Origin of the sequence: Erythrobacter sp., from assembly GCF_040217515.1 — a bacterium.
In the GTDB taxonomy this organism is placed as follows: Bacteria; Pseudomonadota; Alphaproteobacteria; order Sphingomonadales; family Sphingomonadaceae; genus Erythrobacter.
The window spans coordinates 284700-311673 of the sequence record NZ_JAVJPT010000007.1; the positions used below are offsets into that span (position 1 = coordinate 284700).

The 26974-nt window shown below is 67.9% G+C and carries 20 protein-coding genes; 12 read left to right on the top strand and 8 right to left on the bottom strand.

Going from position 1 to position 26974, the window contains the following annotated elements; translation table 11 throughout:
• Positions 1-86: 86 nt before the first annotated feature.
• Positions 87-2492 carry an FtsK/SpoIIIE family DNA translocase gene (locus RIB52_RS09830; protein WP_350175310.1) on the top strand — a complete coding sequence of 802 codons (2406 nt, stop codon included), beginning with the start codon at positions 87-89 and terminating at the stop codon, positions 2490-2492.
• A gap of 144 nt (positions 2493-2636) precedes the next feature.
• The gene (locus RIB52_RS09835) at positions 2637-5000 is read left to right on the top strand and encodes a TonB-dependent receptor (protein ID WP_350175246.1); all 2364 of its coding nucleotides are present in this window, start codon (positions 2637-2639) and stop codon (positions 4998-5000) included.
• 55 nt (positions 5001-5055) lie between these two features.
• Here RIB52_RS09835 and RIB52_RS09840 read toward each other — a convergent pair whose 3' ends face one another.
• From RIB52_RS09840 to RIB52_RS09855, 4 genes are read right to left on the bottom strand one after another with little or no spacing between them, the layout of a single operon-like run.
• Positions 5056-5652 carry a GDYXXLXY domain-containing protein gene (locus tag RIB52_RS09840; protein WP_350175247.1) on the bottom strand — a complete coding sequence of 199 codons (597 nt, stop codon included), beginning with the start codon at positions 5650-5652 and terminating at the stop codon, positions 5056-5058.
• Positions 5649-6803, bottom strand: coding sequence for a DUF2157 domain-containing protein (locus RIB52_RS09845; RefSeq protein ID WP_350175248.1), 1155 nt, complete (start codon positions 6801-6803; stop codon positions 5649-5651). Before RIB52_RS09845 ends, RIB52_RS09840 begins: the two co-directional genes overlap by 4 nt.
• Before the next feature lie 52 nt (positions 6804-6855).
• Positions 6856-7911 (bottom strand): substrate-binding domain-containing protein, encoded by a 1056-nt coding sequence (locus RIB52_RS09850; protein WP_350175249.1) that lies wholly within the window; start codon positions 7909-7911, stop codon positions 6856-6858.
• A 55-nt stretch (positions 7912-7966) separates the two neighbouring features.
• Positions 7967-9091 (bottom strand): substrate-binding domain-containing protein, encoded by a 1125-nt coding sequence (locus RIB52_RS09855; RefSeq protein ID WP_350175250.1) that lies wholly within the window; start codon positions 9089-9091, stop codon positions 7967-7969.
• A gap of 274 nt (positions 9092-9365) precedes the next feature.
• Between RIB52_RS09855 and RIB52_RS09860 the strand changes: the two genes are divergently transcribed.
• Complete coding sequence (locus RIB52_RS09860; RefSeq protein WP_350175251.1) at positions 9366-11174, top strand: sensor domain-containing diguanylate cyclase; 1809 nt, start codon at positions 9366-9368, stop codon at positions 11172-11174.
• Here RIB52_RS09860 and RIB52_RS09865 read toward each other — a convergent pair.
• Together RIB52_RS09865 and RIB52_RS09870 are read right to left on the bottom strand one after the other, a co-directional pair.
• On the bottom strand, positions 11171-11581 hold the full coding sequence (locus RIB52_RS09865) for an acyl-CoA thioesterase (RefSeq protein ID WP_350175252.1): 411 nt from the start codon (positions 11579-11581) through the stop codon (positions 11171-11173). The genes RIB52_RS09860 and RIB52_RS09865 overlap by 4 nt on opposite strands.
• The gene (locus RIB52_RS09870) at positions 11578-13830 is read right to left on the bottom strand and encodes a S9 family peptidase (RefSeq protein WP_350175253.1); all 2253 of its coding nucleotides are present in this window, start codon (positions 13828-13830) and stop codon (positions 11578-11580) included. Before RIB52_RS09870 ends, RIB52_RS09865 begins: the two co-directional genes overlap by 4 nt.
• Before the next feature lie 143 nt (positions 13831-13973).
• On the opposite strand from RIB52_RS09870, the gene RIB52_RS09875 reads away from it, so the two are divergent.
• The 6 genes from RIB52_RS09875 (at position 13974) to RIB52_RS09900 (ending at position 21059) form a co-directional block, all read left to right on the top strand.
• On the top strand, positions 13974-15794 hold the full coding sequence (locus RIB52_RS09875) for an aminopeptidase P family protein (RefSeq protein ID WP_350175254.1): 1821 nt from the start codon (positions 13974-13976) through the stop codon (positions 15792-15794).
• 81 nt (positions 15795-15875) lie between these two features.
• On the top strand, positions 15876-16262 hold the full coding sequence (locus RIB52_RS09880; RefSeq protein ID WP_350175255.1) for a VOC family protein: 387 nt from the start codon (positions 15876-15878) through the stop codon (positions 16260-16262).
• Between the two features lie 128 nt (positions 16263-16390).
• Positions 16391-17092, top strand: coding sequence for an EF-hand domain-containing protein (locus RIB52_RS09885; protein ID WP_350175256.1), 702 nt, complete (start codon positions 16391-16393; stop codon positions 17090-17092).
• Between the two features lie 91 nt (positions 17093-17183).
• A complete protein-coding gene (locus tag RIB52_RS09890; RefSeq protein ID WP_350175257.1) occupies positions 17184-17930 on the top strand; it encodes a response regulator in 747 nt (248 codons plus the stop codon).
• Positions 17927-19405 (top strand): sensor histidine kinase, encoded by a 1479-nt coding sequence (locus RIB52_RS09895; protein WP_350175258.1) that lies wholly within the window; start codon positions 17927-17929, stop codon positions 19403-19405. The genes RIB52_RS09890 and RIB52_RS09895 overlap by 4 nt, the downstream gene beginning before the upstream one ends.
• 37 nt (positions 19406-19442) lie before the next feature.
• Positions 19443-21059, top strand: coding sequence for a hypothetical protein (locus RIB52_RS09900; protein ID WP_350175259.1), 1617 nt, complete (start codon positions 19443-19445; stop codon positions 21057-21059).
• On the opposite strand, the gene RIB52_RS09905 is transcribed toward RIB52_RS09900, so the two are convergent.
• Together RIB52_RS09905 and RIB52_RS09910 are read right to left on the bottom strand one after the other, a co-directional pair.
• Entirely contained in the window at positions 21056-22300 is a 1245-nt protein-coding gene (locus tag RIB52_RS09905) for a serine hydrolase domain-containing protein (protein ID WP_350175260.1), read from the bottom strand. The two genes, RIB52_RS09900 and RIB52_RS09905, sit on opposite strands and share 4 nt — an antisense overlap.
• Before the next feature lies 1 nt (position 22301).
• On the bottom strand, positions 22302-23876 hold the full coding sequence (locus RIB52_RS09910; protein ID WP_350175261.1) for a helicase HerA-like domain-containing protein: 1575 nt from the start codon (positions 23874-23876) through the stop codon (positions 22302-22304).
• Positions 23877-24016: 140 nt separating this feature from the next.
• Here RIB52_RS09910 and pabB point away from each other — a divergent pair, with 140 nt between their 5' ends.
• From pabB to arfB, 3 genes are read left to right on the top strand one after another with little or no spacing between them, the layout of a single operon-like run.
• Positions 24017-25855 carry an aminodeoxychorismate synthase component I gene (gene pabB, locus RIB52_RS09915; protein WP_350175262.1) on the top strand — a complete coding sequence of 613 codons (1839 nt, stop codon included), beginning with the start codon at positions 24017-24019 and terminating at the stop codon, positions 25853-25855.
• A complete protein-coding gene (locus tag RIB52_RS09920; protein ID WP_350175263.1) occupies positions 25852-26511 on the top strand; it encodes an RluA family pseudouridine synthase in 660 nt (219 codons plus the stop codon). Before pabB ends, RIB52_RS09920 begins: the two co-directional genes overlap by 4 nt.
• The gene (arfB, locus tag RIB52_RS09925) at positions 26504-26920 is read left to right on the top strand and encodes an alternative ribosome rescue aminoacyl-tRNA hydrolase ArfB (RefSeq protein WP_350175264.1); all 417 of its coding nucleotides are present in this window, start codon (positions 26504-26506) and stop codon (positions 26918-26920) included. The genes RIB52_RS09920 and arfB overlap by 8 nt, the downstream gene beginning before the upstream one ends.
• Positions 26921-26974: the final 54 nt, after the last annotated feature.

Consider the following 26974-nt stretch of genomic DNA (forward strand, 5'->3'; position numbering starts at 1 on the left):
GGCGGCTTGACCCGGACTCGCCGAGGATTCATGGTCGAAACCCGTGCCCCGTCGACTTTGGGAGGCGAACCGTGGCCAGCCGCGCGATGACGACCCGCAAATCCGATGCCGAATGGCGCGCAGGCCTGCGCCGCAGCCTGCGCCGCGCCGCGCAGATGGCGGGCGCGGGGGTGCTGCTTGCCGCGCTCGCCTTCCTCACGCTCGCGCTCGTCAGCTACGCCCAGACCGATCCGAGCCCGTCGACCGCCGCCGCGCCGGAAAGCGTCACGAACTGGATGGGGCTCACCGGCGCATGGGTCGCCGACCGCGCGCTGTTCGCCTTCGGCTTCGCGGCCTACCTGTTGCTGCCGCTGCTCTATGTCTCCGCCCGCCGCCTGTGGCGCGACATCGAAATCGACGACGAAAGCGCGGAGCGTACCCGCTGGTGGCTGCCGGCGGCGATGCTGCTGGTCGCCATGATGCTGCTGGGTACCGTTCTCGCCCTGATTTTCGACCGGCCCACTGGCACGCTGCCCGCGCAGGCAGGGGGCGTGGCCGGGCTCATCGGGGCGGGGGTGATCGAAGCGGTGGCCGCGCGCCTTGCCGGCGATTCGGCGGGATGGGTCACGCTCGGCCTTGCGACCGCCTGCCTCGCCGGGGCCGCGGCACTGCTGACGCGCATATTCGCGATCGACTGGCGCGTGCTGCTCTCGCTGCCGAATTTCCTCGGCGGAGCCTCGCTCGGCCCAGCGCTCACGGCCCGCCTGCCGGCTTTCCTGCGCCCGAACGATCGGCGGCGCTTGACCTTCGATGGGGCGGAGGACGAAGAGGACCCCGCGCTGCGCGCGCCGCGCAGGGCCGCGCCCGAGCCGCGCCCGGAAACGAAGGCCACGCCGGAGGCGGAACCGCGCCGCGCGCCCGAGATCGTCGATCCTTCCGCCCCGCCCCCGCGCGCCTCGAGCGCCGCCGCCCGGGCAAGCCAGCGCGACATGTTCGCCGATTTCGAACTGCCTGGCCTCGACCTGCTCGAAGACGCGCCGGAGGATGCCGGGCCCAAGCTCGACAAGCTCGCGCTCGAACGCAATGCCCGCCTGCTCGAAAACGTGCTGGGCGATTTCAACGTCAAGGGCGAGATCACCGCGGTGCGCACCGGACCGGTCGTGACCATGTACGAACTGGAACCCGCCCCCGGCATCAAGGCCGCGCGCGTCGTTGGGCTCGCCGAGGACATCGCCCGCAACATGAGCGCCGTCTCCGCGCGCGTTTCGGCGATCCCCGGGCGCACCGTCATGGGGATCGAACTGCCGAATGCCGACCGGCAGATGGTCTCGCTCAAGGAACTCGCCGCCTGCACCGCCTTTGCCGAGGCCAAGGGGAACCTGCCGATCATCCTCGGCAAGGACATTGCCGGCGAACCGATCATCGCCGACCTTGCCGCAATGCCGCACCTGCTGGTCGCCGGGACCACCGGATCGGGCAAGTCGGTCGGGCTGAACTGCATCCTGCTGTCGCTGCTCTACACCTTCACGCCGGCCGATTGCCGCCTGATCCTGATCGATCCCAAGGTGCTCGAGCTGAAGAGCTATGACGATATCCCGCACCTGCTCTCCCCCGTTGTGACCGAGCCGCACAAGTCGGTGCGTGCGCTCAAATGGGCGGTCGAGGAGATGGAGCGGCGCTATCGCATGATGAGCTCGATCAATTCGCGCAACATCAACTCCTTCAACGACAAGGTCCGCGCCGCCATCGCCAAGGGCAAGCCGCTGGGCCGCCGCGTGCAGGCGGGCTTCGACCCCGAAACCGGCGACGAGATCTACGAGGAAGAACAGCTCGATTACGAACCGCTTCCGCAGATCGTCCTGATCGTCGATGAACTCGCCGACCTGATGGTCACGGTGGGCAAGGAGATCGAGGTCCTGATCCAGCGCCTTTCGCAGAAATCGCGCGCGGCCGGCATCCACCTCATCATGGCGACGCAGCGCCCCAGCGTCGATGTCATCACCGGCGTGATCAAGGCGAACCTGCCGACCCGCATCAGCTTCAAGGTGACGAGCCGGATCGACAGCCGCACCATCCTCGGCGAACAGGGCGCGGAACAGCTGCTGGGCAAGGGCGACATGCTCTACAAGCCCAATACCGGAGCTCTCGTGCGCGTCCACGGGCCTTTCGTCAGCGACGAGGAGGTCGAACGCGTGGCCGATTTCTGGCGTGCGCAGGGAACGCCGCAATATGTCGATGCCGTCACCGAGGAACCCGAGGACGGCGGCGGCCTGATGTTCGAGGACGAGCTCACCGCCAGCGACAACCCGGAAGAGCGCAAGTACCGCCAGGCCTGCCAGATCGTGATCGAGAACCAGAAGGCGTCGGGCTCATGGCTCCAGCGCCAGATGGGCGTGGGCTACAACACTGCGGCGAAATGGATCGAGCGGATGGAGGGCGAGGGCCTCGTCGGCCCCGCCAACCATGTCGGCCGGCGCGAAATCTTCCGCGACCAGGACGGCAATCCGATCTGATGCCCTTCGCGCGATGCAAAGCGGCAACATCATGAAAGTGTAATGCGGCTGCAATCGCACTGACACTTCGCGGTCGCAGCATCGTCATGCTGTGCTGGCACGGGGAAGCTCCTCTCCCTTCTTGGAAATCAAGGATGCTTCCCCATGCTCCGCATTACATCCCGGCGTGCCGTCCCGGCACGCTCCGTCTCGATCCTCGCCCTCGCCACGACCCTTGCCGCGATGCCGCAGGCGGCGCAGGCGCAGTCGCGCGCCGAAGTCGCCCCGGACGAGGAATACGGCAACCAGATCATCGTCACCGCGCAGAAAGTCGAGCAGCGCGCGCTCGACGTGCCGATCACCATCTCGGCCACCAGCGGTGAACGGATCGAGGAACTCGGCGTCACCGATCTCGACGAGCTTTCGAACTACATCCCCGGCCTCAACATCCAGGAGCAGAGCGCCAACAATCCCGGCATCGTCATCCGCGGGATCACCTCGGACTCGGGCTCGGCCCAGCAGGGTCCGCGCGTCACGCTCTATTACAACGGCGTCGACATCTCGCGCTCGCGCGGTTCCTACCAGGCCATCTACGACCTTGAACGGGTCGAGGTGATCAAGGGCCCGCAGGCGACCCTGTTCGGCACGGCCTCGGCGGTCGGCGCGATCAGCCTCGTCTCGGCCCGCCCGCGCGAGGGTTTCTCGGGCGAGATCCGCGGCGGCTACGGCAATTTCAACCAGACGCTGCTGGGCGGTCACATCAATGCCGGCTCCGACGTTCTGGCGGCGCGCCTCGCCTTCGAATGGCGGACCCGCGACGGCTATGTCGAAAATCTGAGCCCGAACCAGGAGGAAGACCTCTACGCGCAGGACCAGCTCGGCGTGCGCGGTTCGGTCCGCTACACGCCCAACCCGGACTTCACGCTCGACCTGATTGCGACCTACGACCAGCAGAGGAATGGCGGCACGCCGTTCATCTCGGGCACTTTCCCGGGCTTCGCCGGCGCGCCGGGTGGGCCCGCCAATGCCTTCGAACCCGCCAATCTCGGCGGTTATCCTGAAGGCGCGGCGGTGCTGGGCGATGACCAGCTCGGCCTCAACCGCGAAGTCTACGACCTCAACCTCACCGCCGAATACGCCTTCTCCGACGACTGGACCTTCACCACGGTCAACGGCTACCGCGAATTCGACAGCCGCGAAGTGTTCGATGCCGACGGCAGTGCCGCGCCCTTCCTCGAATTCACCGAAATCGCCGAAGGCTGGCAGTTCAGCCACGAAGGCCGTTTCACCTATTCGGGCAGCGACCTGCGCGCGAGCATGGGCTGGAACATGTTCATCGAGGACGGCATCCAGAACGTGCCCTTCGCGACCGAGGAAGGCACCTATCTCCAGTGCCTCACCACGCTGTTCGGCGCGCCGCTCATCCCGGGCATTCCCTGCGTCGCGCCCGATGGCAGCGTCCCCGCCTCTGCGGTGACGGGCCTTGCGACGGGCGGCGCGGCTCAGGCCATCCCCTACTCCTCGGTCTTCGAGAACCAGGGCCGCAACGAGGCCTATTCGGTCTTCGCCGATGCGACCTGGATCGCCACCGATGCGCTCGAGCTGACCGCGGGCGTGCGCTTCCTGCAGGAATACCGCCAGTCGGGTTTCCGCGCGGACGTTCCGAATTCGGTGCTGAGCGGCGCTCCGCTCATCCCCGGACAGGTCGACACCAACGGCCAGACCATCACCGCCGAAGAGCGGTTCCAGGCCGTCCTGCCGCGTTTCAACGCGCTCTACCGGATCACCGACAATGTGAACGTCTTCGCCACCGTGTCGAAGGGCCGCCGCTCGCCGGTGGTTCAGGTCAATGCCGGGGGCGACACGACCATCCCCGAGGAAGTCGTGTGGAACTACGAAGGCGGTATCAAGTTCGCCACCGGGCCCGTCTCCGGCTCGCTCGGTGTCTATTACCAGGTCTATGACGACTTCCAGGTCTCGGTCGCGGAGCTCGATGCCCAGGGCAATCCGACCGGTGCCTTCATCACCGCGAGCGCGGGCAGCGCAAGCAATCTCGGCGTCGAAGGCGAGCTTGCCGTGGACGTGGCCGACTGGCTGCAAGTCTTCGGCAATTTCGGCTTCATCGATGGCGGCATCGACGAGGACGGAGCGTTCTCCCCGGCCTTTTCGGGCGCGCGTTTCCGCCTGCAGCCGGAATGGCAGGCCTCGGGCGGCCTGACGATCGACTATCCGATCACGGACGACATCCGCTTCTTCGCGACGCCGAGCGTGACCCATCGCAGCCGGATCTTCTTCGAAGTTCCGAACAATCCGCTCATCAGCCAGGAAGCGGTGACGCTGGTCAATGCGCGCGCCGGTGTCTCCTTCGCCGACGAGCGGTTCGAGCTTGCCGGGTTCATCCGCAACGCCTTCGACGAGGAATACCTGCTCGATGCGGGCAATACCGGCGGGGCTTTCGGCATCCCGACCTTCATTCCGGCCGAGCCGCAATTCTACGGCGTTCAGCTGACGGCGCGTTTCGGTAACTAGGCCGGGCTGCCGCGAGAGTCGAACAGGGGCGGGGGTCGCACAGGCGACTCCCGCCCTATTCGTTGGTGGCTGGTTCCGGTTCGACCATGATCGGCGGGGCTGCAGGGCGAACGGTCTCGCGCTCGGCGCGCTCGGCCTCGCTCAAGGGGCGAAAGCGGATCGCGATGGGCGTGAAACTGCCGTCCTCGCGCTGGCGGATCGTCACGATCCCGCGCTGGTCGCCGTCACGTAATTGCGCCTGGATCATCGCCGCCTTGTACTGATCGAGATAGAGCCGCCCAGTACGCAGACCCGCCGGACCATAGATTCCGCTCAGATCGGCGATCAGCGGATGCGCGCAGGCCTCGAATGCGGCTTGATCGCCCGGATCGAAGGGCACGGCCTGCGCGATCTCGGGCGGATTGCCGGACAAACACAGTGCCTGCCTGGGCGGGCGAAAGAGGGGCGGGCCGTCCACGGCCTGCGCCTCCTCGCGAATCGGCCAGTCATAGGTGAATTCGACATAGTGCCCGCGCAGCAGGTCACGCGGGTCATAACCCGCCACCGGCACCTCCCATTCGGTGCCCTGCCGCGAGACGCGGTCGCTCCACGCCCACAGGCCGGCCAGCCCGGCGAGCGGCAGCAGCATGGCGGCGAGGCGGGATAGCGTCACTCTGCCTTCCCCGCCTCGTCGGGTGCGAAGCGGCGGCTCACGCGCCATGCGCACCAGGCTATGCCGAGAACCAGCAGGCCCGACAGGACCAGGCCGAACCCGCTCAGCAGCAGGTCGCTCGCCAGTTCGAAACTGAGCACGATGAGCCGCAGCGCGATAACCCCGACGGCGAGCTGGAAAACGCCGCGCCACCCCGCGATCAGGGCCGCCGCGGCGATCCCCGCCCACAGCGCCATGAACAACGCCGCGGCGAGAAGGTCGATGTCATTCGCGACGGAGGCCACTGCGACGAGCACACCCGCGCCGCCCATGATCGCGCCGGACATCCGGCCCGACAGTCCGGGCCGGAGCACCGCGACGGCAACCCCGGCGACAAGGCCGACAGCCCCGCGCACCAGCTGGCTCGGCATGTCGAGCGGCCCGTCCGCCGTATCGAACGCGCCGAGGCTGGCGAGCGCGGCCATGATCGAAGCACCCGCGACTGCATAGACGAGCGCGAGCTGTTCGAGCCGCCGCCAGAAATCGGGCCGCGCGCTGCGCGCTCGCAGGAATGCGCCGAGCGGGGCGAAGAGGACGGGCAAAGCCGTCGCCAGCGCCATGCCGAGATAGGGCGGCTCCTCGTTCGAAGCGCGGCGAATCAGGCCGGATGCGGCGAAATTGTATTCCCACGCGCACCAGATCGCTCCGCCCACCAGCGCCGCCGCGACGGGCCATGCCCGCCCCGTGAGCAGCATCAGCGGTCCGAACAAAAGAAGCCACCCGGCGAGCGGCTCCCACAGCGGCGCGCTGGTCTGGTAGACCTGCCCGAGATGACCGAAAAAGGTAAGGCCGAGCGCGGCCGTCACGAAGACCAGCGCCTCGACCGTCCACGGGGACGCTGCGGCCAGCCGGTCCTCGCGCAACCACAGCCCCGCGAACGCCCCCGCGATCAGGGCGAGGTGGAGCGCAAGGCGCACCTGTCCCGGCACGGCCTCCCAGTTCGCCGCAACCAGCGAGACAAGCCCAAGCCCGATCGCCAGCGCTCCGATCCCGAACACCGCCCACAGGGCGAGCGGGCGCGAATGCTCGTCCTCATAAGCGACGAGCCGGTCGCGCGTTTCCGCATCGATCAGCCCGGCTTCGTGCCAGCGTGCGATCCTGCCCGTCACCATCCCAGAAGGATTAGGACGGTGCAGGCAAAGCGCCAAGCCCTTCGCGGACGCCTTACTCGAGTTCGTCCCCGGTCATCGCGGCGAGGCTTTCGGCCGCTGCCGCGCTTTCGGCCTGCGCTTCGGCCGTGGCGGGGACCAGGCCGATCTCGACGAGCGGCCCGCCTTCGCCCCAGCTTTCCGCCCATTGCGCGACAAAATCCTCCAGCCCCGGAGTCACGCCGACATGCGCTTTCTTGACGTAGATGTAGAGCGGGCGCGAGGCGGGATAGGAGCCGTCGGCGATCGTCTCGGCGCTCGGCACGACGCCGTTCATCGGCAGCGGTTTGACGAGGTCCTGGTTCTCCTCGAGATAGGAATAGCCGAACACGCCGACCGCGCGCGGATTGTTGGCGACCTTGCGGACGATGAGATCGTCCTTCTCGCCCTGCTCGCTATAGGCCCCATCGCCGCGCAGCGCATCGCAATTGCGGATGAAGGCGGCATCGTCGCTTTCCTCGAGCGCGGCCATTTCGGCATTCGCGATGCAGGCGGGTTCCATCACCAGCTTCTGCATCGCTTCGCGCGTGCCCGAGCTTGCCGGCGGCCCGTAGACGATGATCGGCGCATCGGGCAGCGAGCCGTCGATATCGGACCAGTTCTCGTTTTCCTGTTCCCCGCCGAAGGGATTGGCGGCGATCGCGCGGTAGACGATGTCCGGCGTCAGCTCGAGCTCGACCCCCTCGTCGACAGCCGATACGAAGGCGATACCGTCGCGGCCGATCTTGATCTCGACGATCTCCTCGACCCCGTTGTTACGGCAGCGGTTGAATTCGGACGAGTGCATGCGGCGCGAGGCGTTGACGATGTCGGGCGTGTCGGGGCCCGTGCCCGCGCAAAACACCTCGATCCCCTCGCCGGTCCCGGTCGATTCGATCAGCGGATCGGCCGCGCCTTCGTTCGCCGTCACGTAATCGGCGGCGACTTTCTGGGCGAAGGGATAGACGGTGGACGAGCCGACGATGCTGATCGCCTCGGGCCCGGTATCCTCTTCCCCGCCCCCGCAGGCGGCGAGCAGGCCGATCGAGGCGGCCGCGAGAAGGGCCTTGGTGTGGAAAATCTTGGCGGTCATGGGGGCCTCCCGGAACGTTGGAAAGTGGGTGTGATCTGAATGGCTGGCGGACGAATTACCCGGCGGTTTCGGTGGCGGGCTCTTCCGGCTCGCTTTCGCCGGTCAGGTCCGCGCGGGTCATGGTGATGCGCTCGTCGATCTTGCGGGCATTGGCCGCGCGCACTTCGGGCGGCGAGGCGACCAGTCCGACCGCCGCGAGCGGGCCGTCGGCGTCCCAGGTCTCGGTCCATTCGAGGAGATATTCCCCGAGCCCCGGGATCGCGCGCATATGCGCTTTCTTGACGTATACGTAGAGCGGACGCGCGCCGGGATAATCGAAGCTCGCAATGTTATCGTAGGTCGGGTCGACCCCGTTCATCGGCAGACCTTCGACCTTGTCGAGATTCTCCTCGAGATAGGAATAGCCGAAAATGCCGACCGAGCGGGGATTGGCCTCGATCTTCTGGACGATGAGATTGTCCTGTTCGCCCTGGTCGGAATAGGCCCCGTCCGAGCGCACCTCGGTGCAGATCTGCTGGTGGCGGTCGGGATCGGTTTCCTTGAGCGCCTCCATCGCCGGATCGGTATCGCAGCCGGCCTCGAGCACCAGTTCCTTGAGCGCATCGCGCGTGCCGCTGGTGCTGGGCGGACCGTAGACGAGGATCGGCACGTCGGGCAGCGCGGGATCGACATCGGCCCATGTCTCGCTGGTTTGCTCGCCGCCATAAGGGTTCGCGGCAAGCGCCTCGTAGACGATTTTCGGCGACAGGTTGAGGTCGATCCCGCCCTTCTTGGACGCGAAGGCGATGCCGTCGAGCCCGACCTGCAGTTCGATGATGTCCTCGACCCCGTTGCCGAGGCATTTGTCGAATTCGCTCGCCTTCATCCGGCGCGAGGCGTTGGCCATGTCCGGCGTGTCCGCGCCGACGCCCGAACAGAACAGCTGGATCCCGCCGCCCGTCCCGGTCGATTCGATCAGCGGCGATTTGTATTCGGGATAGGAGCGGGCGAAGCTTTCGGCGACCTGCTTGGCAAAGGGATAGACGGTCGAGGACCCGACCGCGCGAATCGAATCGCGCGAACCCGCACCCGTGCCGCCGCAACCGCCGAGGACCAGCAGGCCACCGAGCAAAGCGGGAGCGAGGGCTGTGCGGGCGAGACGGCGCAGGGCAGGAGTGCGCTGGGAAGGGGCAAGGGGCATGGTTTTCGCCTGGAGTTACGCAGGATCTGGACGTTCGATAAAAGCCTCAAACGGCGCTAGAAGCGGCTTGTGACACGTCCGTGACGCGGGCGGGCCGGGCCGCGCATAAGGGCCTTGTCCCCGTCCCGCCAGCCCTATCTGCATGTCTCCCGCCCGGCGCGTTGCCAGGGGCCGGTCCGCGTCTGACGATCGCCTGGCATGGCGACAGGATGGGGCCGGTTCTGCGAGCCCGGGTTTAAGGGCATCGTAAGGGCTTTCGGCCTATCGTGGGAGCATGGGACGCGCATCCTTTTTGCGGAGGGTCGCCGCGCTTGCGGCGCTGCTGGCGACGATGTTCGCCATGCCCTCCGGCGCGTCGGCCACGCATGGCGATCAGGCCCCCCTCGCCGCGGGGCCCGGTGCGGTCCGGTCGGCCCATCCCGCCTTCGCGCCGACCTGCCACGCGGCCTCCGGCACCGACACCACGATCCGGGCCATGGCCGACCAAGAGGCATGGACCTGCGACGGTTCCGCACCGCGTGCCGACCGGCCGGTCGCATGGCTGCGCTTCGAGGCGGAAAGCTGGCTCGGGGAAGAGCGTCCGCGCCATTTCTTCACCCGCATCGCGCGCCATCGTTCGATCACCTTCGCCGCGCTCGATGCGGACGGCACGCTGCGCATCCGCGCTTTCGGCGAGGACGAGGCCCGCCCGCTCGTCGCCGGGCCGGTTTTCGACCTGCCCCTGCCCGAAATCCGCGAGGAGACCCGCGCCCTCATCGCGCGGGTCGAGCGGCCCCATTCGGTCCCGCTCCTGTCCGAAGCACGGCTGATCTACGACGCCGAGGATGCGGGCTGGTCGAGCGAGGAAATGATGCTGCTTGCGATGGTCATCGGCATGCTGATCCTGCCGCTTTTCTTCGACCTGAGCTTCTTCGTCGTCCTGCGCGAGCGCTTCGTCGCGCTGCATGCGGGCATGGTCGTGGCGATGATGGTCTATGTCCTGTTCGCGGGCGGGCTGGTGAACGTGTTCTGGACCATGCCGGTCGCGATCGTCTCGGTGGTCGCGCCGCTCGCCTGGGCGATAGGCTGCGGGCTGTCGGCGCTGTTCCTCGCCGAATTCCTCGAACGCGACGCGCAATCGCCCTTCATGCGCCGTCTTACCATCGCGGCAGGGCTGTGGACGCTGGCGGTGCCGGGCTTCTTCGCCTTCCAGTTCCACTGGTCGCAGCCGGTCGACGATCGCGGCTATTTCCTCGCCATGATGCCGGCGGCAATCCTCACCACTTTCGCGATCGCGCGCGCGATGATGCGGGGCAGCCGCTCGGCGCGCTATCTCGCCGTGGCCTGGGCACCGCTGATCCTTGCTTCGATCGAGCGGGCGCTGCGCGGGCTCGGCCTGTATGTCGGCCCGTCGAGCCTCGACCAGATGCTCTATGTCGCAACCGCGATCGAGGTGATCGTGATGAGCCTCGCGATCGCCGACCGCTTCCTCGCGATCCGCCGCGAGCGCGACGCGGCGCTGGGCGAGGCGCGGATGCTGGAGCAGCTTTCCTCGCGCGATGCGCTGACGGGCCTGATGAACCGCCGCGCGTTGGAATCGCGGTTCGTCGAACTGCTGGCGCAGGGTTTCGACACGTTCGCACTGGTCGATCTCGACCGGTTCAAGCATGTCAACGACCGCCACGGCCACCAGGTCGGCGACGGCGCGCTGATTGCCTGCGCGGCGGCGCTGGGCGCAGCGGGGGACCGGGATTCGGTCGCGGCTCGGCTCGGCGGGGAGGAATTCGTGGTCCTCCTGCGCGGCGCGCGCACGCTCGAGCGGGCGGAGAACATGCGCCGCTCGATCCCCCTGCGGATTGCCTCCGAAGTGCCGGGGCTGGGCGAGCCGGTGACCGCAAGCATGGGCGTGCTCGAATTGCCGCGCGCTTCGGCCCATGCGCTGACCTTCGAGGATTTCTACGCCCGCGCTGACGCGCTGATGTACGAGGCCAAGGCCTCGGGCCGCAACCGGATGAGCTATGAAAAGCTCACCCTGTTCGACAGCGCTCCGACAGGCCGGGCCAAGGCGGGTGCGGCCGGCGACAATGCGGGCGCGGCGGCCTAGCCAGCGGGCGCGCGAAAAGGCGCAATCACTTTTTCGCGCACGCGGGCGAGCCGCCCCGTCTCGCGGTCGAGCATCGCCCATGTCGTCGCCGCGCTCACCAGCCGCTTGCCCGCATCATTGGTGAATTCCACGCGGCGGAGCGATTTCGCCCCTTTCGGATCGCCTTCGATCCAGGTTTTGCCATGCGCGGTTTCGCCCGCCTCGATATTGCCGCGATAGTCGATCTCGTGGCGGATCACGACCCAGACAAAGGCCGCGACATGCTCCGGCTGGGCCGCCGCTTCCCAATGCGCGGTGGCGAGGTCCTGGATCCATTGCACCCAGACCGAATTGTTGACGTGGCCGAGTGCGTCGATGTGCTGCGGCTCGGCAATGAAATCGCGTTTGAAGGTGGGCGCTTCGCTCACCCGCCCTGCTTCTCTTCGGATTCCGATGCCATGCCCATCTGCCACAGGATGAAGGCGAATTCCTCCGCCGTTTCGTAGAGCGAATTCCACCGCCCCGACTTGCCGCCATGGCCTGCGCCCATATTGGTCTTGAGCAGCAGGATGTTGTCGTCGGTCTTGGTGTCGCGCAGCTTGGCAACCCACTTGGCCGGTTCCCAATAGGTCACGCGCGGGTCATTCAGCCCCGCGGTCACCAGCATGGGCGGGTAATCCTGCGCGCTCACCTGGTCATAGGGCGAATAGGACAGGATGTAGGCAAACGCCTGCTTGCTCTCGATCGGATTGCCCCATTCGGGCCATTCGCCCGGCGTCAGCGGCAAATCCTTGTTGAGCATGGTGTTCAGCACGTCGACAAAGGGCACGTGCGCGACCACCGCACCGTATTGCGCCGGGTCCTGGTTGACGACCGCGCCCATCAGCTCGCCGCCCGCCGAACCGCCGCTCGCCGTGACCATGCCTTCCTCGGTATAGCCTTTCGCGATCAGGGCGCGTCCGGCATCGACGAAATCGTTGAACGTGTTGGTTCGCTCATTGAGCTTGCCCGACAGGTACCAGCGCCGCCCGAGATCATCGCCCCCGCGGATATGCGCGATGGCATAGGCGAAACCGCGATCGATCAGCGAAAGCCGCGAGGTCGAAAAGCCCGGCGGGATCGCGATGCCATAGGCGCCATAGGCATAGAGGTGGAGCGGCCCTGCACCCTCGATCCCCTGCGCCTTCAGGATCGCATCGCGGTCCTTTCGCATCACCACGCTGACCGGCACCATCGTCCCGTCGCGCGCCTCGATCGTCAGGCGCTCGGTGACATATTGCGAGGCGTCGTATCCGCTCGGGATTTCCTGCTGCTTGAGCCGTTCGAGGCTACCGCTCGCGACGTCGTAATCGTAGACCGTCGAAGGCGTGACCATGCTCTGATAGGACAGGCGCAGCTTCGTCTGGTCGTATTCGGGATTGTTCGTGAGGCCCGCGACATAGCTCGCCTCGGCAAAGGCGATGGGTTTCGCCTCGCCCGGCGCGTCGTACTGGCGCAGCTGGATCTGGTCGAGGCCGCCCTCGCGGCCTTCGGTGACAAAGAAGCCTTTGAACAGTTCGAAATCGGTGAGATAGAATTCATCCGACCCAGCGATCACCGTTTCCCATTCGCCCGGTGCATCCATGCTCGCTTTCGCAAGGCGGAAATTGATGTGCTCGTCATTGGTGAGCACGAACAATTCGTCACCGTTTTCTCCGGCCCGCACATCGACATCGTATTCGACGCCCTTTTCCCGCGCCTTGACGAGGATCGGCTCGGCTGTCGGATCGTCGGTGGGGACCAGCCGCACCTCGCTCGTTTCGTGATCGCCGGTGGCGATGATCAGCCAGTCCTCCTGCGCCGAAAGTCCGGCTGACACGCCGAAACTTTCATCCTTTTCCTCGTACAGCGTCACGTCCTCGGAAACGGGCTGGCCGATCACGTGCAGCTTCGCCTCAAGGGTGCGCCACTCCTCGGTCGAAGGGCCATAGACCAGCGCTTTGTCGTCCATCACCCAGGTCAGCCCGCTGCGCAGGTTGGGGATTTCGTCGGGCAGCAATTCGCCCGTCTCGAGATCCTTGATCCGCCCGACATAGCGTTCCGAGCCGTCAGTGTCCGTCGCATATGCGAGCCATCGCCCGCTCCGGCTGATCGAAAACGCGCCGAGGCGGAAATATTCGTGCCCCTCGGCCAGCTCGTTCTCGTCGAGGATCAACGTGCCCTGCGCATCTTCGGGCGCGCCGACAGGCTTGCGGTAATGCTTGCGATACTGCGCGCCTTCCTCGAATTCGGACCAGTAAAGGTAGTCGCCGCGCCGCTGCGGCACGGTGCTGTCGTCCTCCTTTATCCGGGCGCGCATTTCGGTGAACAGCGCCTCGGTGAATTGCTCCTGCGCGGCCATGTTGGCTTCGAACCAGGCGTTCTCCGCTTCGAGATAGGCGAGCACGTCGGTGTCATCGACCTCGGGGTAGGACTTGTCGTAAAGCCAGTCATAGGGATCGGAGATCGTGATCCCGTGGCGGGTGTAGCTGTGCTCGCGCTTTTCGGCGATCGGCGGAGAGGTAGGCGCGGGCTTGTCTGCTGTCACTGGTGTCTTGTCCTTGCTGTCTTGGGCTGTCTCGCGGGCGAAGGCTCCCCCGGCGGGCGCGAACAGGAGCGCGGCGGCGGCGGCGATCAAGGCGAGGCGGAAAATCGTCATGGCAGGCTGTCCTGTGCTCAAAGGCGGCTCCGGAACGGGAGCACGGGTGGAAAGCCGCGATCACGCGGTCTATGTTGCCATTTAGACGAACACGGCCGCGCGACAAGGGACCGGCGCGCGCGAACACGAACAGGAATTCGCCCATGCTGATGCAGACACACGAAGCGCGCCTCAAGGCGCTGCGCGAGGAATTGAAGCGCCGCAACCTGGCTGGATTCGTCATTCCGATATCCGACGAACACATGAGCGAGTATGTCGGCGATTACGCGCAGCGGCTCCATTGGCTGACCGGCTTCGGCGGCTCGGCGGGCTTTGCCGCGGTGACTCAGACTCATGCGGCGATCTTCGTCGACGGGCGCTACACCGTGCAGGTGAAAGGGCAGGTCGACAATTCGCTGTTCGAATACCGCAATATCCCCAAGGACAGCCTTGCCGACTGGCTCAAGGGCGCGGCGGAGAAGGGCCAGCACATCGCCTATGATCCGTGGCTTCACACGCAGGGCTGGGTCGACAAGCTGGAGCGCGAGCTCGAAGGCAGTGACATCGCGCTCGTGTCCACCGACTCCAATCCGATCGACGCGGTCTGGGCCGACCGGCCCGAACCCTCGCCGGCACAGGCGATGGTCCATGAGGACACGCTAGCCGGGCGCGCCTCCGCCGACAAACGCGGCGAGGTCGCCGACTGGCTTGCACAGAACGGCCTCGATGCGGTCGTGGTCCCCGCCCTCGATTCGGTCGCATGGCTACTCAATATTCGCGGGACCGACGTGTCGCACACGCCCGTTTCCCATGCCTATGTCATCGCCCACGAGGACGGCCATGCGGACCTGTTCATCGCGCCGGGCAAGGTCACGCCGGAGCTGTCCAAGCATCTCGGCAATGCGGTCACGATCCGCGACCGCGCGGAATTCGAAAGTGCGCTCAGGCAGATGAAGGGCAAGCGCGTCAGCGTCGATCCCGATTTCGGCGTTGCCGGCATCGCCCAGGCCCTGCGCGCGGGGGGAGCCGATGTCGCCTTCCGGCAGGACCCGACGATCCTTGCGAAAGCGATCAAGAACGAGGCCGAACGGCAGGGCCACCGCGATGCGCAGGCCGCCGACGGGGCAGCGGTGTCGCGCTTCCTGCGCTGGATCGATGAGAACGCTCCCAAGGGCGAGGTCGACGAGCTTTCCGCCGCTGCGAAACTGGAAGAGTTCCGCCGCGAACATGGCGACCTGCGCGATACGAGCTTCGACACGATCTCGGCCGCCGCGGGCCATGCCGCGCTGCCGCATTACCGGGTGGACGAGGACAGCAACATCACGATTCCTCCCGGCTCGATCTTCCTTTGCGATTCGGGCGGGCAATATCCCGCGGGCACGACCGACATCACCCGCACGGTGTGGATCGACACCCCCGGAGGCGCGGAGCCGACGGCGGAGATGAAGGACCGCTTCACCCGCGTGCTCAAGGGCCACATCCAGATCGACCGCGCGATCTTCCCGCAGGGGACCAGCGGCGGCCAGCTCGACAGCTTCGCACGGCAATATCTCTGGGAAGCGGGCGTCGATTACGCCCACGGCACCGGCCACGGCGTCGGCAGCTTCCTCGGCGTCCACGAAGGCCCGCAGCGCATCGCCAAGCATGCGGGCGGGCAGTCCGGGACCGGGCAGGAGCTCTTCGCAGGCATGATCTGCTCGAACGAGCCGGGTTATTACAAGGCCGATGCGTTCGGCATCCGGATCGAGAATCTCGTGCTTATCGTGCCCAAGCACATCGAGGGCGCGGAAGGCGAATGGCTCGGTTTCGAGACGCTGACTTTCGTGCCGATCGACCGGCGGCTGATCGAGCCCGCTTTGCTGACCGAAACGGAAATCGACTGGCTCGACGCCTATCATGCAAAGGTGCGCGAGATCGTCGCCCCGCGTCTTTCGGGAGAGGATATCGAATGGCTCGAGCGCGAGACGCAGCCGCTCGCCCGGTGATTGCCGCGATGTCAATGTTCCTGTAATGTTCCACGTGGAACGAGTCGCCCTTCCGGTGCTCGACCATGGGAGGAACAGGACATGATCGGCTATGTGACACTCGGCACCAACGACCTGCCTCGCGCGGCGCAATTCTATGATGCACTCGCCAGGCACTGGGGCGTCGGCCGGATGATGGAATTCGACCAGTTCATCGCCTGGGGCGACATGCAATCGCCGCAGGCCGCGATCGCCGCGACCAAGCCGTTCGACGGCAATCGAGCGAGCGTGGGCAACGGCACGATGGTCGCGTTGATGGTGGACAACCCGGAAAAGGTTCACGCGGTCTACGACACCGCCATTGCGCATGGCGGCAGCGACGAAGGCGCACCGGGCCCGCGCGGCGATGACGGCTTCTATGCGGGCTATTTCCGCGATCCCGACGGGAACAAGCTCAACGTCTTCTGCATGACCCAGCCAACCGCCTGAGCTTGCTCCCGGGTGAACGCGAGCGCGCGCGCGATACAAGCCGCGACATTTTCGCCCACGCCCGGCATAGTCGTGCGACATGCCTGCTCTAGAAGGCTTTTCATCGACTACCCCTTTGGAGAACCACGATGAAACGACTGACTCTCACCCTTTCCACCGCGGCGCTGGCGCTTAGCATCTGCACGAATGCCGCCGCGCAGGACGGCCCGCGCCAATCAGCCGACAGCAACGACGACGGTGTCGTCACCCTCGAGGAAGCCAGCGCCCGGGCGGCCACGCGCTTCGAACGGATGGACGCCAACGGCGACGGGGTGATCGACGCGGCCGACCGCGCTGCACAGCAGGACCGCATGTTTGCCAGAGCCGATGGCGATGGCGATGGCGAAATCACCGCCCAGGAAATGGCCGCCATGCGCGGATCCCGGCAGGGCGGCCGCGCCGGGCGAGGCGTTGGAAGGGGCGGTGAAGGCGCCGCCGCGCGGCAGGCCCGCATGATCCAACGCTTCGATGCCGACGGTTCGGGCGGCCTGTCCGAGGACGAGCTTGCCGCCATGCGCGAAGCCCGGGAGGCCAATCGCGGGATGCGCGGGGGCCGCGGGATGGGCGGCGGCGGTCGCGGCATGGCCATGCTCGCGCGCGCCGATGCCGATGGCGACGGCGCGGTCAGCCGGGCCGAATTCGATGCGATGGTCGAAGCCCGCTTCGCCGAACGCGACAGCGACTCCTCCGGGACGATCGACGCCGATGAGCGCGCCGCCGCCCAAGCCGCGATGAAGGCGCAGCGGCAGCAGAGGATGCAGTCCCGGATGCAGCGACGCGGCGGCGAGTGAAGCTCGCCCGTCCGCCGGCCCGGCGCGCCTGCCCCGACGCGCCGGGCCACCCGCTTGCGCCGCCGGGCCGCCCCTTTCATGACTGCATCCGATGACCGCGCCGACCGACCAGCCCCGCATCCTGCTCGTCGATGACGAGCCTTCCCTGCGCGAACCGCTCGCCGAATATCTCGGCCGGCAGGGCTTCGCGGTCAGCGAGGCCGAGAGCGCAGCGGCCGCGCGCGCACGGCTGGCCGAGCAGGTCCCCGACCTTGTCCTGCTCGACATCATGATGCCGGGCGAGGACGGCCTGTCGCTGTGCCGCCACCTTGTCGAGACGCGCCGCGTGCCGGTCATCTTCCTCACCGCCCGGACCGAGCCGACCGACCGCATAGTCGGGCTCGAACTGGGCGCGGACGATTATGTCGTCAAACCCTTCGAGCCGCGCGAGCTTGTCGCCCGCATCCGCACCGTCCTGCGCCGCGTGGCGCGCGGGCGCTCCCCGCAGGAGGAAGCGCAGGACTGGCACTACCTTTTCGAAGGCTGGCGGCTGGATCCCCTGAAACGCAGGCTGACCGATGCCGAAGGCGTGCTTGTGCCGCTCTCGACCGCCGAATTCCGGCTCCTGCGCGCGCTGCTCGATCACCCGCGCGCGGTGATGGACCGCGACCAATTGCTCGACATGGTGCAGGGCCGCAGCGCGCACCTGTTCGACCGCGCCGTCGACAACCAGATCAGCCGCCTGCGCCGCAAGATCGAAACCGACAGCCGCAACCCCCTGCTCATCCAGACCGTGCGCGGGGGCGGCTATCGCCTCGCCGCCGAGGTCCGCCGCGTGCCGCCGGACAGCCCGGCGTGAAGCGCCTTTTCCCCAAGAGCCTCCTCGGGCAGGTCATGGCGATGCTCGCCCTGGGGCTGCTGGCCGCGCAGGTGGTCTCCGCGACACTGCTCTATCGCGCCTCTGAAGAACGGCGCGAGGCGGCGATCGTCAGCTCGCTCGCCTATCGCCTCATCGCCGAAGCCGGGCGGTCGCAGGAGCAGATCCTCGCCCGCGCCGAACGCCGCGAGGCCCGCCAACGCCGCCGCGCCCGGGCGGGAGAGCGCGAGCGGCGCGGCAGTCCGGGCCGCCCGCCCTTTTCCGGCCGGGGCCGAATTCCCGCCGAGCGCGGCCCCACCCCGCCATCGCTGCCTGCAGGATCGCGCAGCGCGGACTACGAGGCCGCGCTCGCCGAAGTGCTGGCGGCGCAGGGCATCGCGGCGGCGGACATCCGTGTGGCCGAGCGCCGCGCGGGGGACGATGCCTTCGTCCGCGCGCTCGTCCAGCGCCTTCCCCGCCTGCGTGCGAGCGACTGGGAGGAGAAGACCATCGCCATTGCCGCCATCGAACGCCCGGCAAGCGGCGATTGGATTACCGTGCGCCTTGCCGTGCCCGAACGTCGGCGCGGGGGCCTTGCGACCATCCTGTTCCAGACCGCGGTGATCCTTGCCGTGCTCGTCGCGCTGCTCTATCTCGTCCTCAGGCGCATCACCCGCCCGCTCGCCGCGCTGACCACGCGCCTTGCCGATTTCTCGCGCGCACCGGGACGGGCCGAAGTGATCGCTCCAAGCGGGCCGGCCGACACCCGCCGCCTGATCGCCGCGTACAACGCGATGGAAGCGCGCATCGCCGCGCTGCTCGATGAAAAGGACGTCATGCTCGGTGCGATCGGGCACGATCTCAAGACCCCGCTCGCCGCGCTGCGGGTGCGAATCGAAAGCGTGCCCGACGAGGCCCAGCGCGAACGCATGGCCGGGAGCATCGAGGACATCACCCGCACGCTCGACGACATCCTCGCGCTCGCCCGCATCGGCCATTCGCACGGCGCGGCGGAAGCGGTCGACCTCGCCGCCCTTGCCGGATCCGTGGCCGAGGAATTCGAGGATCTCGGCGCGCCGGTCGAACTGGAACGGCCCGAAGGTGCGCCTCGGATCGTCGCCTCCCTGCGCGAGACATGGGCCAAGCGAGCGCTGCGCAATATCGTCTCGAACGCCGTGCGCTATGGCGGCGGGGCGCGGATCACGCTCGCCCGGGAGATCGCGCAGGGCAACACCCAGGGCTCCGGCCAGGCGGTGATCGCGGTGGAGGACGAAGGCCCCGGCATTGCCGAGGAGAGAATCGAGGCGATGATGCAGCCCTTCGCCCGCGGCGAGGGCTCACGCAACCGCGCCACCGGCGGCGCAGGGCTCGGCCTCACTCTCGCCCGCGCGATCGCCGAGGCGGAAGGGGGAAGCCTGACGCTCGCGAATCGCGGGACAGGCGGGCTTCGGGCGGAATTGCGCTTCCCGCTGGGCTGAGCTTGCAGGGCCACGGGGTCGTGCTACCTCTCGCGCCATGAAGGCGGCCCTTTCCTGGCTGGCGCGCACGGCGTTGCTCTATGTCCTGCTCGCGCTGGCGATCGCCCTGGCAATGGTGGCATGGCCCCGCGCGGCGGGCTTTCTCGAGGGCTGGGAGGAAGACGCGGCGGGCCCCGCCGAAGTGAGCGCGCGCATCGCCGCCGCGCGCGATGCGGCACAGGCGCGGCTCGAGGAACGCGAACGGGCCGCCCGCACCGCCTCGCTGGACGCGCTCGAGGCCCGCATCGCTGCCGCCCGCGCGCAGCGCGAGATGCGCAAGGCGGCGCTGGAAGCGAACGAGAGCGAATTCCTCGCCCGCTACCGCCCCTCGCGGATCATCGCGCGCAAGCGGGCCGAAATCGAGCTTGCCCTCGTCGAAAACGAGCTCGCCCTGCTCGAAGCCGCGCGCGAGCCGCGCACCGCCTACGAGGCCGCGCGCAGCTATCTCGAGAACAACCCCCGCATGCCGACCGAAGCCGCAATCGCCGCCGCGCGGCGGCGCTGCATGCGCGACCGGGCCGCCCTCGAGGCTTTCGAGGCGCGCTGGGAAATCGAACAGGGCCTGCGCGAAGCGTTCCGTTCCGAGCGCAGCGCGCTCGAGGCTGCGGTGCGCGAAAGCTGCCCGCGTGCCCAAACCCTTGCCGATCGCCGCATGCGCGCGCTGGATGCAGCGGCCGAAGCGGGCCGCGCGCGCGGCGCGCTGGCGGCGCTGGCGGCGGAGCCGATTCCTCGGGACATCGCGCAGGGCACCTCGCGCACCCTGCTGCGCGACATCGCGCTGAAGGCCTTGTGGGCCCTGCTCGCGATCCTCCTCCTGCCTCCGGCCCTGCGCGTGCTGCTCTATTACGGCCTCGCCCCGCTCGCCGAGAAGCGCCCGCCGCTCCGCTTTGACGATCCCGCCGCATCGCCCGCCTTCCTGCCCGCCGGGGAAAGCCGCGTCTCACTTGCGCTGGTGCTGGGCGAAGGCGAGGAGGCGATCGTGCGGCAGGACTTTCTCCAGTCGTCTTCCCTCAAGGGAGCCAAGCGCACGCGCTGGCTGCTCGACTGGAGCCATCCGATCGCGAGTGTCGCCAGCGGAATGCGCTTTCTCACCGCTGTCGGCGGCGTGGGGGAGGAAGTGCTGGTGTCGGCGGTAAAGGACCCGCTCGCCGAACTCGCCCTGCTCGAAATCCCGCCGGGCGGCGCGGCCGTGGTGCGGCCGAGCGCTTTGGCCGGCCTCGTCCAGCGCGAGAGCGAACCGGTGCGCATATCGACTCGCTGGCGGCTGTTTTCGCTTCCGGCATGGCTCACCTTCCAGCTGCGCTATTTCGTCTTTCACGGCCCCGCGCGACTGGTGCTGAAAGGCGGGCGCGGGGTGCGGATCGAGCCCGCGCGGCGCGGGCGAATCGTCGGGCAGGGCCAGCTGATCGGCTTTTCGACCGACTGCGCCTATTCGGTGATTCGCACCGAGACCTTCTGGCCCTATTTCTTCGGCCGCGAAGAACTGCTCAAGGACCGCATCGAGCAGGGCGCAGGGGTCCTGCTGGTCGAGGAGGCCCCGCTCGCCGGGCGCAGCGGGGTCGGGCGCGGGATCGAGGGCGCGATGGACGCCTTCCTCAAGCTGTTCGGGGTCTAGGGCCGCATGGCCTGGCGCCCTGCCTGAAGGCGCAGCGCCCGCTGGACCAGGGCGATCTCGCGCGGATCGAAGCCGCTCGCGCCCTCGGCTCCGATACGCGGCGGGACGGCGGTGAGGAAATAGGCGAGGCCCTGGCCGGTCGCGGGGTCGAACCAGAGCCCGGCGCGCAGGCCGTAGGCTTCGCCCGGATGGCCGAAACGCACCGCGCCGTCACCGAAAAGATCGTCGAGACAGGTCCTGCCCGGTGTCTCTATGGCCTGAATGCCGCGGCCATAGCCGCAGAAATAGGGCTGCCCCGCAACCCTGGGCCGGGCCGAGGCGAGCATGGCGGCAAGGCCCTGTTCGCTTACGATCCCTTCGCCGCCCCGGACAAGCGCCTGTCCGATCCGCGCGAGGTCGACCATGCCGATCCGCACCCCGCCCTGCGGACTGAACACCGAGGCATTGGAGCCGGGCACGTAATCCGAAAGGTCGCAGGGCACACCCCTAGCGACGGGAATCGCGCAATCGGGCGGCAAATCGCCGGGAAAGTCGCGAGCGGGCTCGCCCGTGTCGCGATAGAGCGCCACCGCGCGCGCGATCCTCCCGGGCGAACAGCGGGTCCAGTTGACGCAGGCCTCGATCCCGAGCGGGGCGAAAACCAGCCTTTCGAGCAGGACATCGTAGCGTTCACCGCTCGCCGCCTCGAGCACGCTCGCTACCACCGGCGAACCGAGATTGGCGTATGCGAACGGCGCATCGCCCGGCGGGGCATCGGCATGCCAGCTTCGCGGATCGGCGAGCTTTTCGCGCAGGCTTTCGCCCAGCGGGACGATATAGCCTCCCGCATCGCGCAGGCCCGCGCGGTGCGAGAGGATCTGCGCCAGCGTGACCGGCACATCGGGAAATCCGGGCGCACGCACCCTCCAGCCGAGATAGTCCGATATGTCGGCCTGGAGATCGACCACGCCCGCTTCCGCGAGGCGCAGGGCGGCAAGCGCCATAACCAGTTTCGATATGCTGGCGATCCGCACAGGGTCATTGGCGGCGACTGATCGACCGCTCGTGCGCTCGGCGATTCCTTCGACGATCAGCGGTTCGATCCGCTCGCGATCGAACGCAACGACGACGCGCGCGGGTTCGAGAGCCGGATCCTCGGCCGGCCCATCGGCACGCGCGGCCCCGGGCCCGGGCCCGGGCCCGGCAAGGCCGAGCCAGAGCACCGCGAACAGGGGCAAGAGGAGAGCGAGCCGCGGGCCCATGTCAGCGCATCAGCCCGCCCACGAGATTGCGCACGAAGCGCCCGGCAACCGGCCCTGCCAGGTCGGTCGCGATCGAGCCTGCCGCCGAGGTCAGGCCAGAACGCAGCGGGTTGGCACGGCTGTTCTTGCCCAGCACCTTGGCGGCGGCGAGGCCGGCCACGCTCCCGGCGGCGACTTTCGTCCCGCGCGAAAAGGCCTTTTCCCAGATCGAGGTCGATTTGCGTGCGCGCTTCCGCACTTCCTCCTCGCCTTTTTCCGCGACTTCCTCGGCGGTGGCAGCGGCATCCTCGGCCTTGGCGAGCAGGACCTCCTCGGCGCTTTCGCGGTCGACCGCCTCGTCATATTTGCCTTCGAGCGGGCTGACCGACTGGATGATCGCGCGCTCCTTGGCGCTGACCGGGCCGAGCCGCGATCGCGGCGGCTTGATCAGGGTGCGCTGGACCACCGAAGGCGCGCCGTCCTCGTCGAGCGTGGAGACCAGCGCCTCGCCCACTTTCAGTTCGGTGATGACCTGTTCCGTATCGAGATCCTCGTTGATGCGGAACGTCTCGGCCGCCGCGCGGATCGCGCGCTGGTCGCGCTTGGTGAAAGCGCGCAGGGCATGCTGGACGCGGTTGCCCAGCTGGCCCGCGACCTCTTCGGGAATGTCGATCGGGTTTTGCGTCACGAAGAACACGCCGACGCCTTTCGAGCGGATCAGCCGCACGACCTGCTCGATCGTGTCCTGCAGCGCATCGGGCGCGTCGTCGAACAGCAGGTGCGCCTCGTCGAAGAAGAAGACGAGCGTGGGTTTGTCGGGATCGCCCACTTCGGGCAGGCTTTCGAACAATTCGGCCAGCAGCCACAGCAGGAAAGTGGCGTAGAGTTTCGGGCTGCGCATCAGCTTGTCGGCGGCGAGCACATTGACGAAGCCGCGCCCGTTCTCGTCGAGTTTCAGGAAATCGTCGATTTCCAGCGCCGGTTCGCCGAAGAAATGGTGCGCGCCCTGTGCCTCGAACGACAGGAGCTGGCGCTGGATCGCCCCGACCGAGGCGCGCGAGACATTGCCGTATTTCCCCGAAAGCTCGCTTGCATTCTCGTTCGCCCATTGCAGGATCGCGGCGAGATCGGCGAAATCGAGCAGCAGCAGCCCGTTCTCGTCGGCATGACGGAAGACGATCTGCAGCACGCCTTCCTGCGTGTCGTTGAGATCGAGCAGCCGGGCGAGCAGCAGCGGGCCCATCTCCGAAATCGTGGTGCGGATAGGGTGGCCCTGTTCGCCGTAGAGATCCCAGAAGATCACCGGATTGTCGGAATAGGCATAGTCCTCCATGCCCAGCTCGGCGGCACGGCCTTCCAGCTTGTCGGCGTGCTTGAACGTGGGCGAGCCGGGCATGGCGATGCCCGACAGGTCGCCCTTCACATCGGCGACGAAGACCGGCACGCCATTGGCCGAGAAGCTTTCGGCAAGGCCCTGCAGCGTCACCGTCTTGCCGGTGCCGGTCGCGCCCGCGATCAGGCCGTGGCGGTTGGCCCGGTTCAGCGCGAGATGCTGGTCCTCGCCATTGCCGCCCAGTCCCAGGAAAATCTCGCTCATCTTGCCCCAATGCCCCCTTGCCGCACTCAGCCTTGCCGTGCCGGTTTGAAAGGCAAGCGCGCGAGGGTCAAGGTTCGGGGCCGCGCTTCCCGCCGCAGGCACTCGACTTGGGGCGCATATCGGGTAAGGCATGGCGGGCCATGGTCGAACCCTCGCCCGCAACGCCATATGTCCTGCTCGACGATGCGCGTCCCTTGGAAAGCGAAGGTGCGCGCGCGCCCGCCGACGCGCTGCTTTACGAAGCCCCGCGCGCGGTGTTTCGCGCGATCCGCGCCGATCACGTGGCCGAAGTGCTCGAAGCCGCCGACCGGGCGCGGCGCGAGCAAGGCGGGACGCTCGCCGGATATGTCGCCTATGAAGCGGGCCTCGCGCTCGAACCGCGGCTGGCGGACCTCGCGCAGCAACGCGCCGGGGCAGCCGGGCCGCTGGTCTGGCTCGGCCTGTTCGATGCACCGCAAAGGATCGCCGCCGCCGACATGCCCGGCTGGCTCGAGTCCCGGCGCGGCGGGGGCGAGCCGCAGATAGGCCCGCTCGAGCCGCAGCTTTCGCCGGGCGGATATGAAACTGCCTTTGCCGAATTGCAGGAGAAAATCGCCGCGGGCGACATCTACCAGGCGAACCTGACCTACCCGCTCGCCGGTTCCTATCGCGGTGACCCGGTGGCGCTCTATGCGGCGCTGCGCCCGGCGGCGGGAGCGGGCTATGGCGGGATGGTCTTCGACGGGTCGCACTGGCTGCTGAGCTTTTCGCCCGAACTCTTCGTCGCGCTCGACGGCGACACGGCGAAGGTCAAGCCGATGAAGGGCACGCGCCCACGCTCGGCCGATCCGCAAGAGGATGCCGGCCTTGCAGGCGAACTCGCCGGGTCGGTCAAGGACCGGGCCGAGAACCTGATGATCGTGGACCTGATGCGCAACGACCTGTCGCGCGTCGCCGTGCCGGGCAGCGTGCGGGTCGATGCCCCCTTCACGGTCGAGAGCTACCCGACGGTCCACCAGATGGTCTCCGGCGTGCGCGCCGAACTGGCCGAGGGGCACGGCGCGATGGACCTCGTGCGGGCGCTGTTTCCCTGCGGCTCGATCACCGGCGCGCCCAAGATTCGGGCGATGGAACTGCTCGGCGAAGTGGAACGCGATGCGCGCGGACCCTATTGCGGCGCGATCGGGCGGATCGATGCGGACGGCAGCGCCGCCTTCAACGTCGCGATCCGCACCTTGCGCCTGACCCCGGTCGAGAACGGGCAGGGCGACGTAGTGCTGGGCGTCGGGTCGGCCATTGTCGCGGACAGCGAAGGACCTGCCGAACGGCGCGAATGCGAAGTCAAGGCGGGCTTCGTGCGCCGCGCGTCGCCCGATCTTCCCGCGCCCGCCTGCGACCTGATCGAGACCATGCGCTTCGAACCGGACAGCGGCATCGCACTGCTGGAAAAACATCTCGCCCGCATGAAGCGGAGCGCGGCGCAGCTGGGCTTTTCCTTTGACCGCCACGCCGCGCGCAACCAGATCCAGGCCCTGTGCTTCGAACTAGAGGAGCCTGCGAAAGTGCGCCTTCTCGCCTCGCGCGGGGGGGCGATCGCGCTCGAGACCGCTCCACTGCCCGGGCCCGTGGCGGAGCCGATGGTGGCGGCGGCGCTGCCGCTGCCGGTCGATCCCTCGGACTGGCGGCTCGCCCACAAGACTTCCGATCGCGGCTTCTACGAAGACGGGCTCGAGGCCGCGCGCGGCATGGGGGCGCGCGAGTGCCTCTTCGTGCGCGAGGACGGCTGCGTGACCGAGGGGTGCTTCACCAATGTCTTTCTGGACCGCGACGGCGTGCTCCTGACCCCGCCCGCGCGGCTCGGCCTGTTGCCGGGCGTGCTGCGCGAGGAGCTGGTCGAACGGGGCCGCGCGCGCGAGGCGGAATTGAGCCTGCACGACCTCGAGGACGGCTTCCTGCTCGGCAATGCGGTGCGCGGGCTTTTTCCGGCTCGGCTCATATGAAGATTCCCATTCTCTTCGAGGACGCGGAGGCGCTGGTGATCGACAAGCCCGCCGGGCTTCCCGTCGACCGGCCGAAGCGCGGCGGACCCTGCCTCGAGGACCGGCTGGACGAATTGAAGCTTGGCTTCCAGCGCGCGCCGGTCCCGGTCCACCGGCTCGACACCGATACCAGCGGCTGCCTGCTGCTGGCGCGCAACCCCAAGGCGCTCAAACGCTTCAACCGCGCCTTCGAGGAACGGCGGGTCGAAAAGACCTATCTCGCGATTCTCGCGGGGGCCCCGCCGGGCAAGGCGGGAAGCGTCGAATTGTCGCTGTCCAAGATCAGCTCGCCCGAAAAGGGCTGGCGCATGATCCCCGCCAGGAAGGGCAAGCCCGCCGTGTCGGCATGGGAGCTGGTGGCCATGCTCGGCGCAAACGCCCTGATCCGCTTCCGGCCCGAGACGGGGCGCACCCACCAGCTGCGCATCCATGCGCTGAAAGGTCTGGGTGCGGCGCTGCTGGGCGATCCGGTCTATGGTTCGGGGGCCGTGCCGGGGGCCGCGCGGACCATGCTCCATGCCGAAAGCATCACCCTCCCGCGCGAGGGCAAGCCGCCGATCGCGGCGTCCGCGCCGCTGCCGGCCGATTTCCTGGCGCTCGGGGCGCGCGATGGATAGGGGCCTGCTCGACCGCGCCCATGCGCTCGCCGAGGAAACCTTCCTCGCCGGCTCAGGCCCCGGCGGGCAAAATGTCAACAAGGTCGCGACGACAGTGCAGCTGCGCGTGAATGTCTACGCCCTGCGCCTGCCGCCTCCGGTTTTCGCGCGGCTGCGTGATATCGCCGGATCGAAGCTGACCGCGAGCGGGGACCTGCTCGTGACGGCGCGCGCGCACCGGACGCAGGATGCGAACCGGGCCGAGGCGCGCGAGAAACTGGGGGACCTGCTCGCCGAGGCGCATCGCCAGCCCAAACGCCGCGCGAGGACCCGGGTGAACAGGGTGGGCAAGACAAAGCGGCTGAAGACCAAGAAGGCGCGAGGGCAGGTCAAGGCGAGGCGCGGCAGGGTCGACCGGTCCGATTGGTGAGGGGCGCACCGTCCCACCCGCGCATCGGCCTGCGCCCTGCTTGACTTTTCCCCC

Excerpts from the sequence above, each read along its gene's own strand:
- RIB52_RS09830 (WP_350175310.1), top strand. The coding sequence starts at position 87 with ATGACGACCCGCAAATCCGATGCCGAATGGCGCGCAGGCCTGCGCCGC.
- RIB52_RS09835 (WP_350175246.1), top strand. The coding sequence starts at position 2,637 with ATGCTCCGCATTACATCCCGGCGTGCCGTCCCGGCACGCTCCGTCTCG.
- RIB52_RS09845 (WP_350175248.1), bottom strand. The coding sequence starts at position 6,803 with ATGGTGACGGGCAGGATCGCACGCTGGCACGAAGCCGGGCTGATCGAT.
- RIB52_RS09850 (WP_350175249.1), bottom strand. The coding sequence starts at position 7,911 with ATGACCGCCAAGATTTTCCACACCAAGGCCCTTCTCGCGGCCGCCTCG.
- RIB52_RS09855 (WP_350175250.1), bottom strand. The coding sequence starts at position 9,091 with ATGCCCCTTGCCCCTTCCCAGCGCACTCCTGCCCTGCGCCGTCTCGCC.
- RIB52_RS09860 (WP_350175251.1), top strand. The coding sequence starts at position 9,366 with ATGGGACGCGCATCCTTTTTGCGGAGGGTCGCCGCGCTTGCGGCGCTG.
- RIB52_RS09870 (WP_350175253.1), bottom strand. The coding sequence starts at position 13,830 with ATGACGATTTTCCGCCTCGCCTTGATCGCCGCCGCCGCCGCGCTCCTG.
- RIB52_RS09875 (WP_350175254.1), top strand. The coding sequence starts at position 13,974 with ATGCTGATGCAGACACACGAAGCGCGCCTCAAGGCGCTGCGCGAGGAA.
- RIB52_RS09880 (WP_350175255.1), top strand. The coding sequence starts at position 15,876 with ATGATCGGCTATGTGACACTCGGCACCAACGACCTGCCTCGCGCGGCG.
- RIB52_RS09885 (WP_350175256.1), top strand. The coding sequence starts at position 16,391 with ATGAAACGACTGACTCTCACCCTTTCCACCGCGGCGCTGGCGCTTAGC.
- RIB52_RS09890 (WP_350175257.1), top strand. The coding sequence starts at position 17,184 with ATGACCGCGCCGACCGACCAGCCCCGCATCCTGCTCGTCGATGACGAG.
- RIB52_RS09900 (WP_350175259.1), top strand. The coding sequence starts at position 19,443 with ATGAAGGCGGCCCTTTCCTGGCTGGCGCGCACGGCGTTGCTCTATGTC.
- RIB52_RS09905 (WP_350175260.1), bottom strand. The coding sequence starts at position 22,300 with ATGGGCCCGCGGCTCGCTCTCCTCTTGCCCCTGTTCGCGGTGCTCTGG.
- RIB52_RS09910 (WP_350175261.1), bottom strand. The coding sequence starts at position 23,876 with ATGAGCGAGATTTTCCTGGGACTGGGCGGCAATGGCGAGGACCAGCAT.
- pabB (WP_350175262.1), top strand. The coding sequence starts at position 24,017 with ATGGTCGAACCCTCGCCCGCAACGCCATATGTCCTGCTCGACGATGCG.
- RIB52_RS09920 (WP_350175263.1), top strand. The coding sequence starts at position 25,852 with ATGAAGATTCCCATTCTCTTCGAGGACGCGGAGGCGCTGGTGATCGAC.
- arfB (WP_350175264.1), top strand. The coding sequence starts at position 26,504 with ATGGATAGGGGCCTGCTCGACCGCGCCCATGCGCTCGCCGAGGAAACC.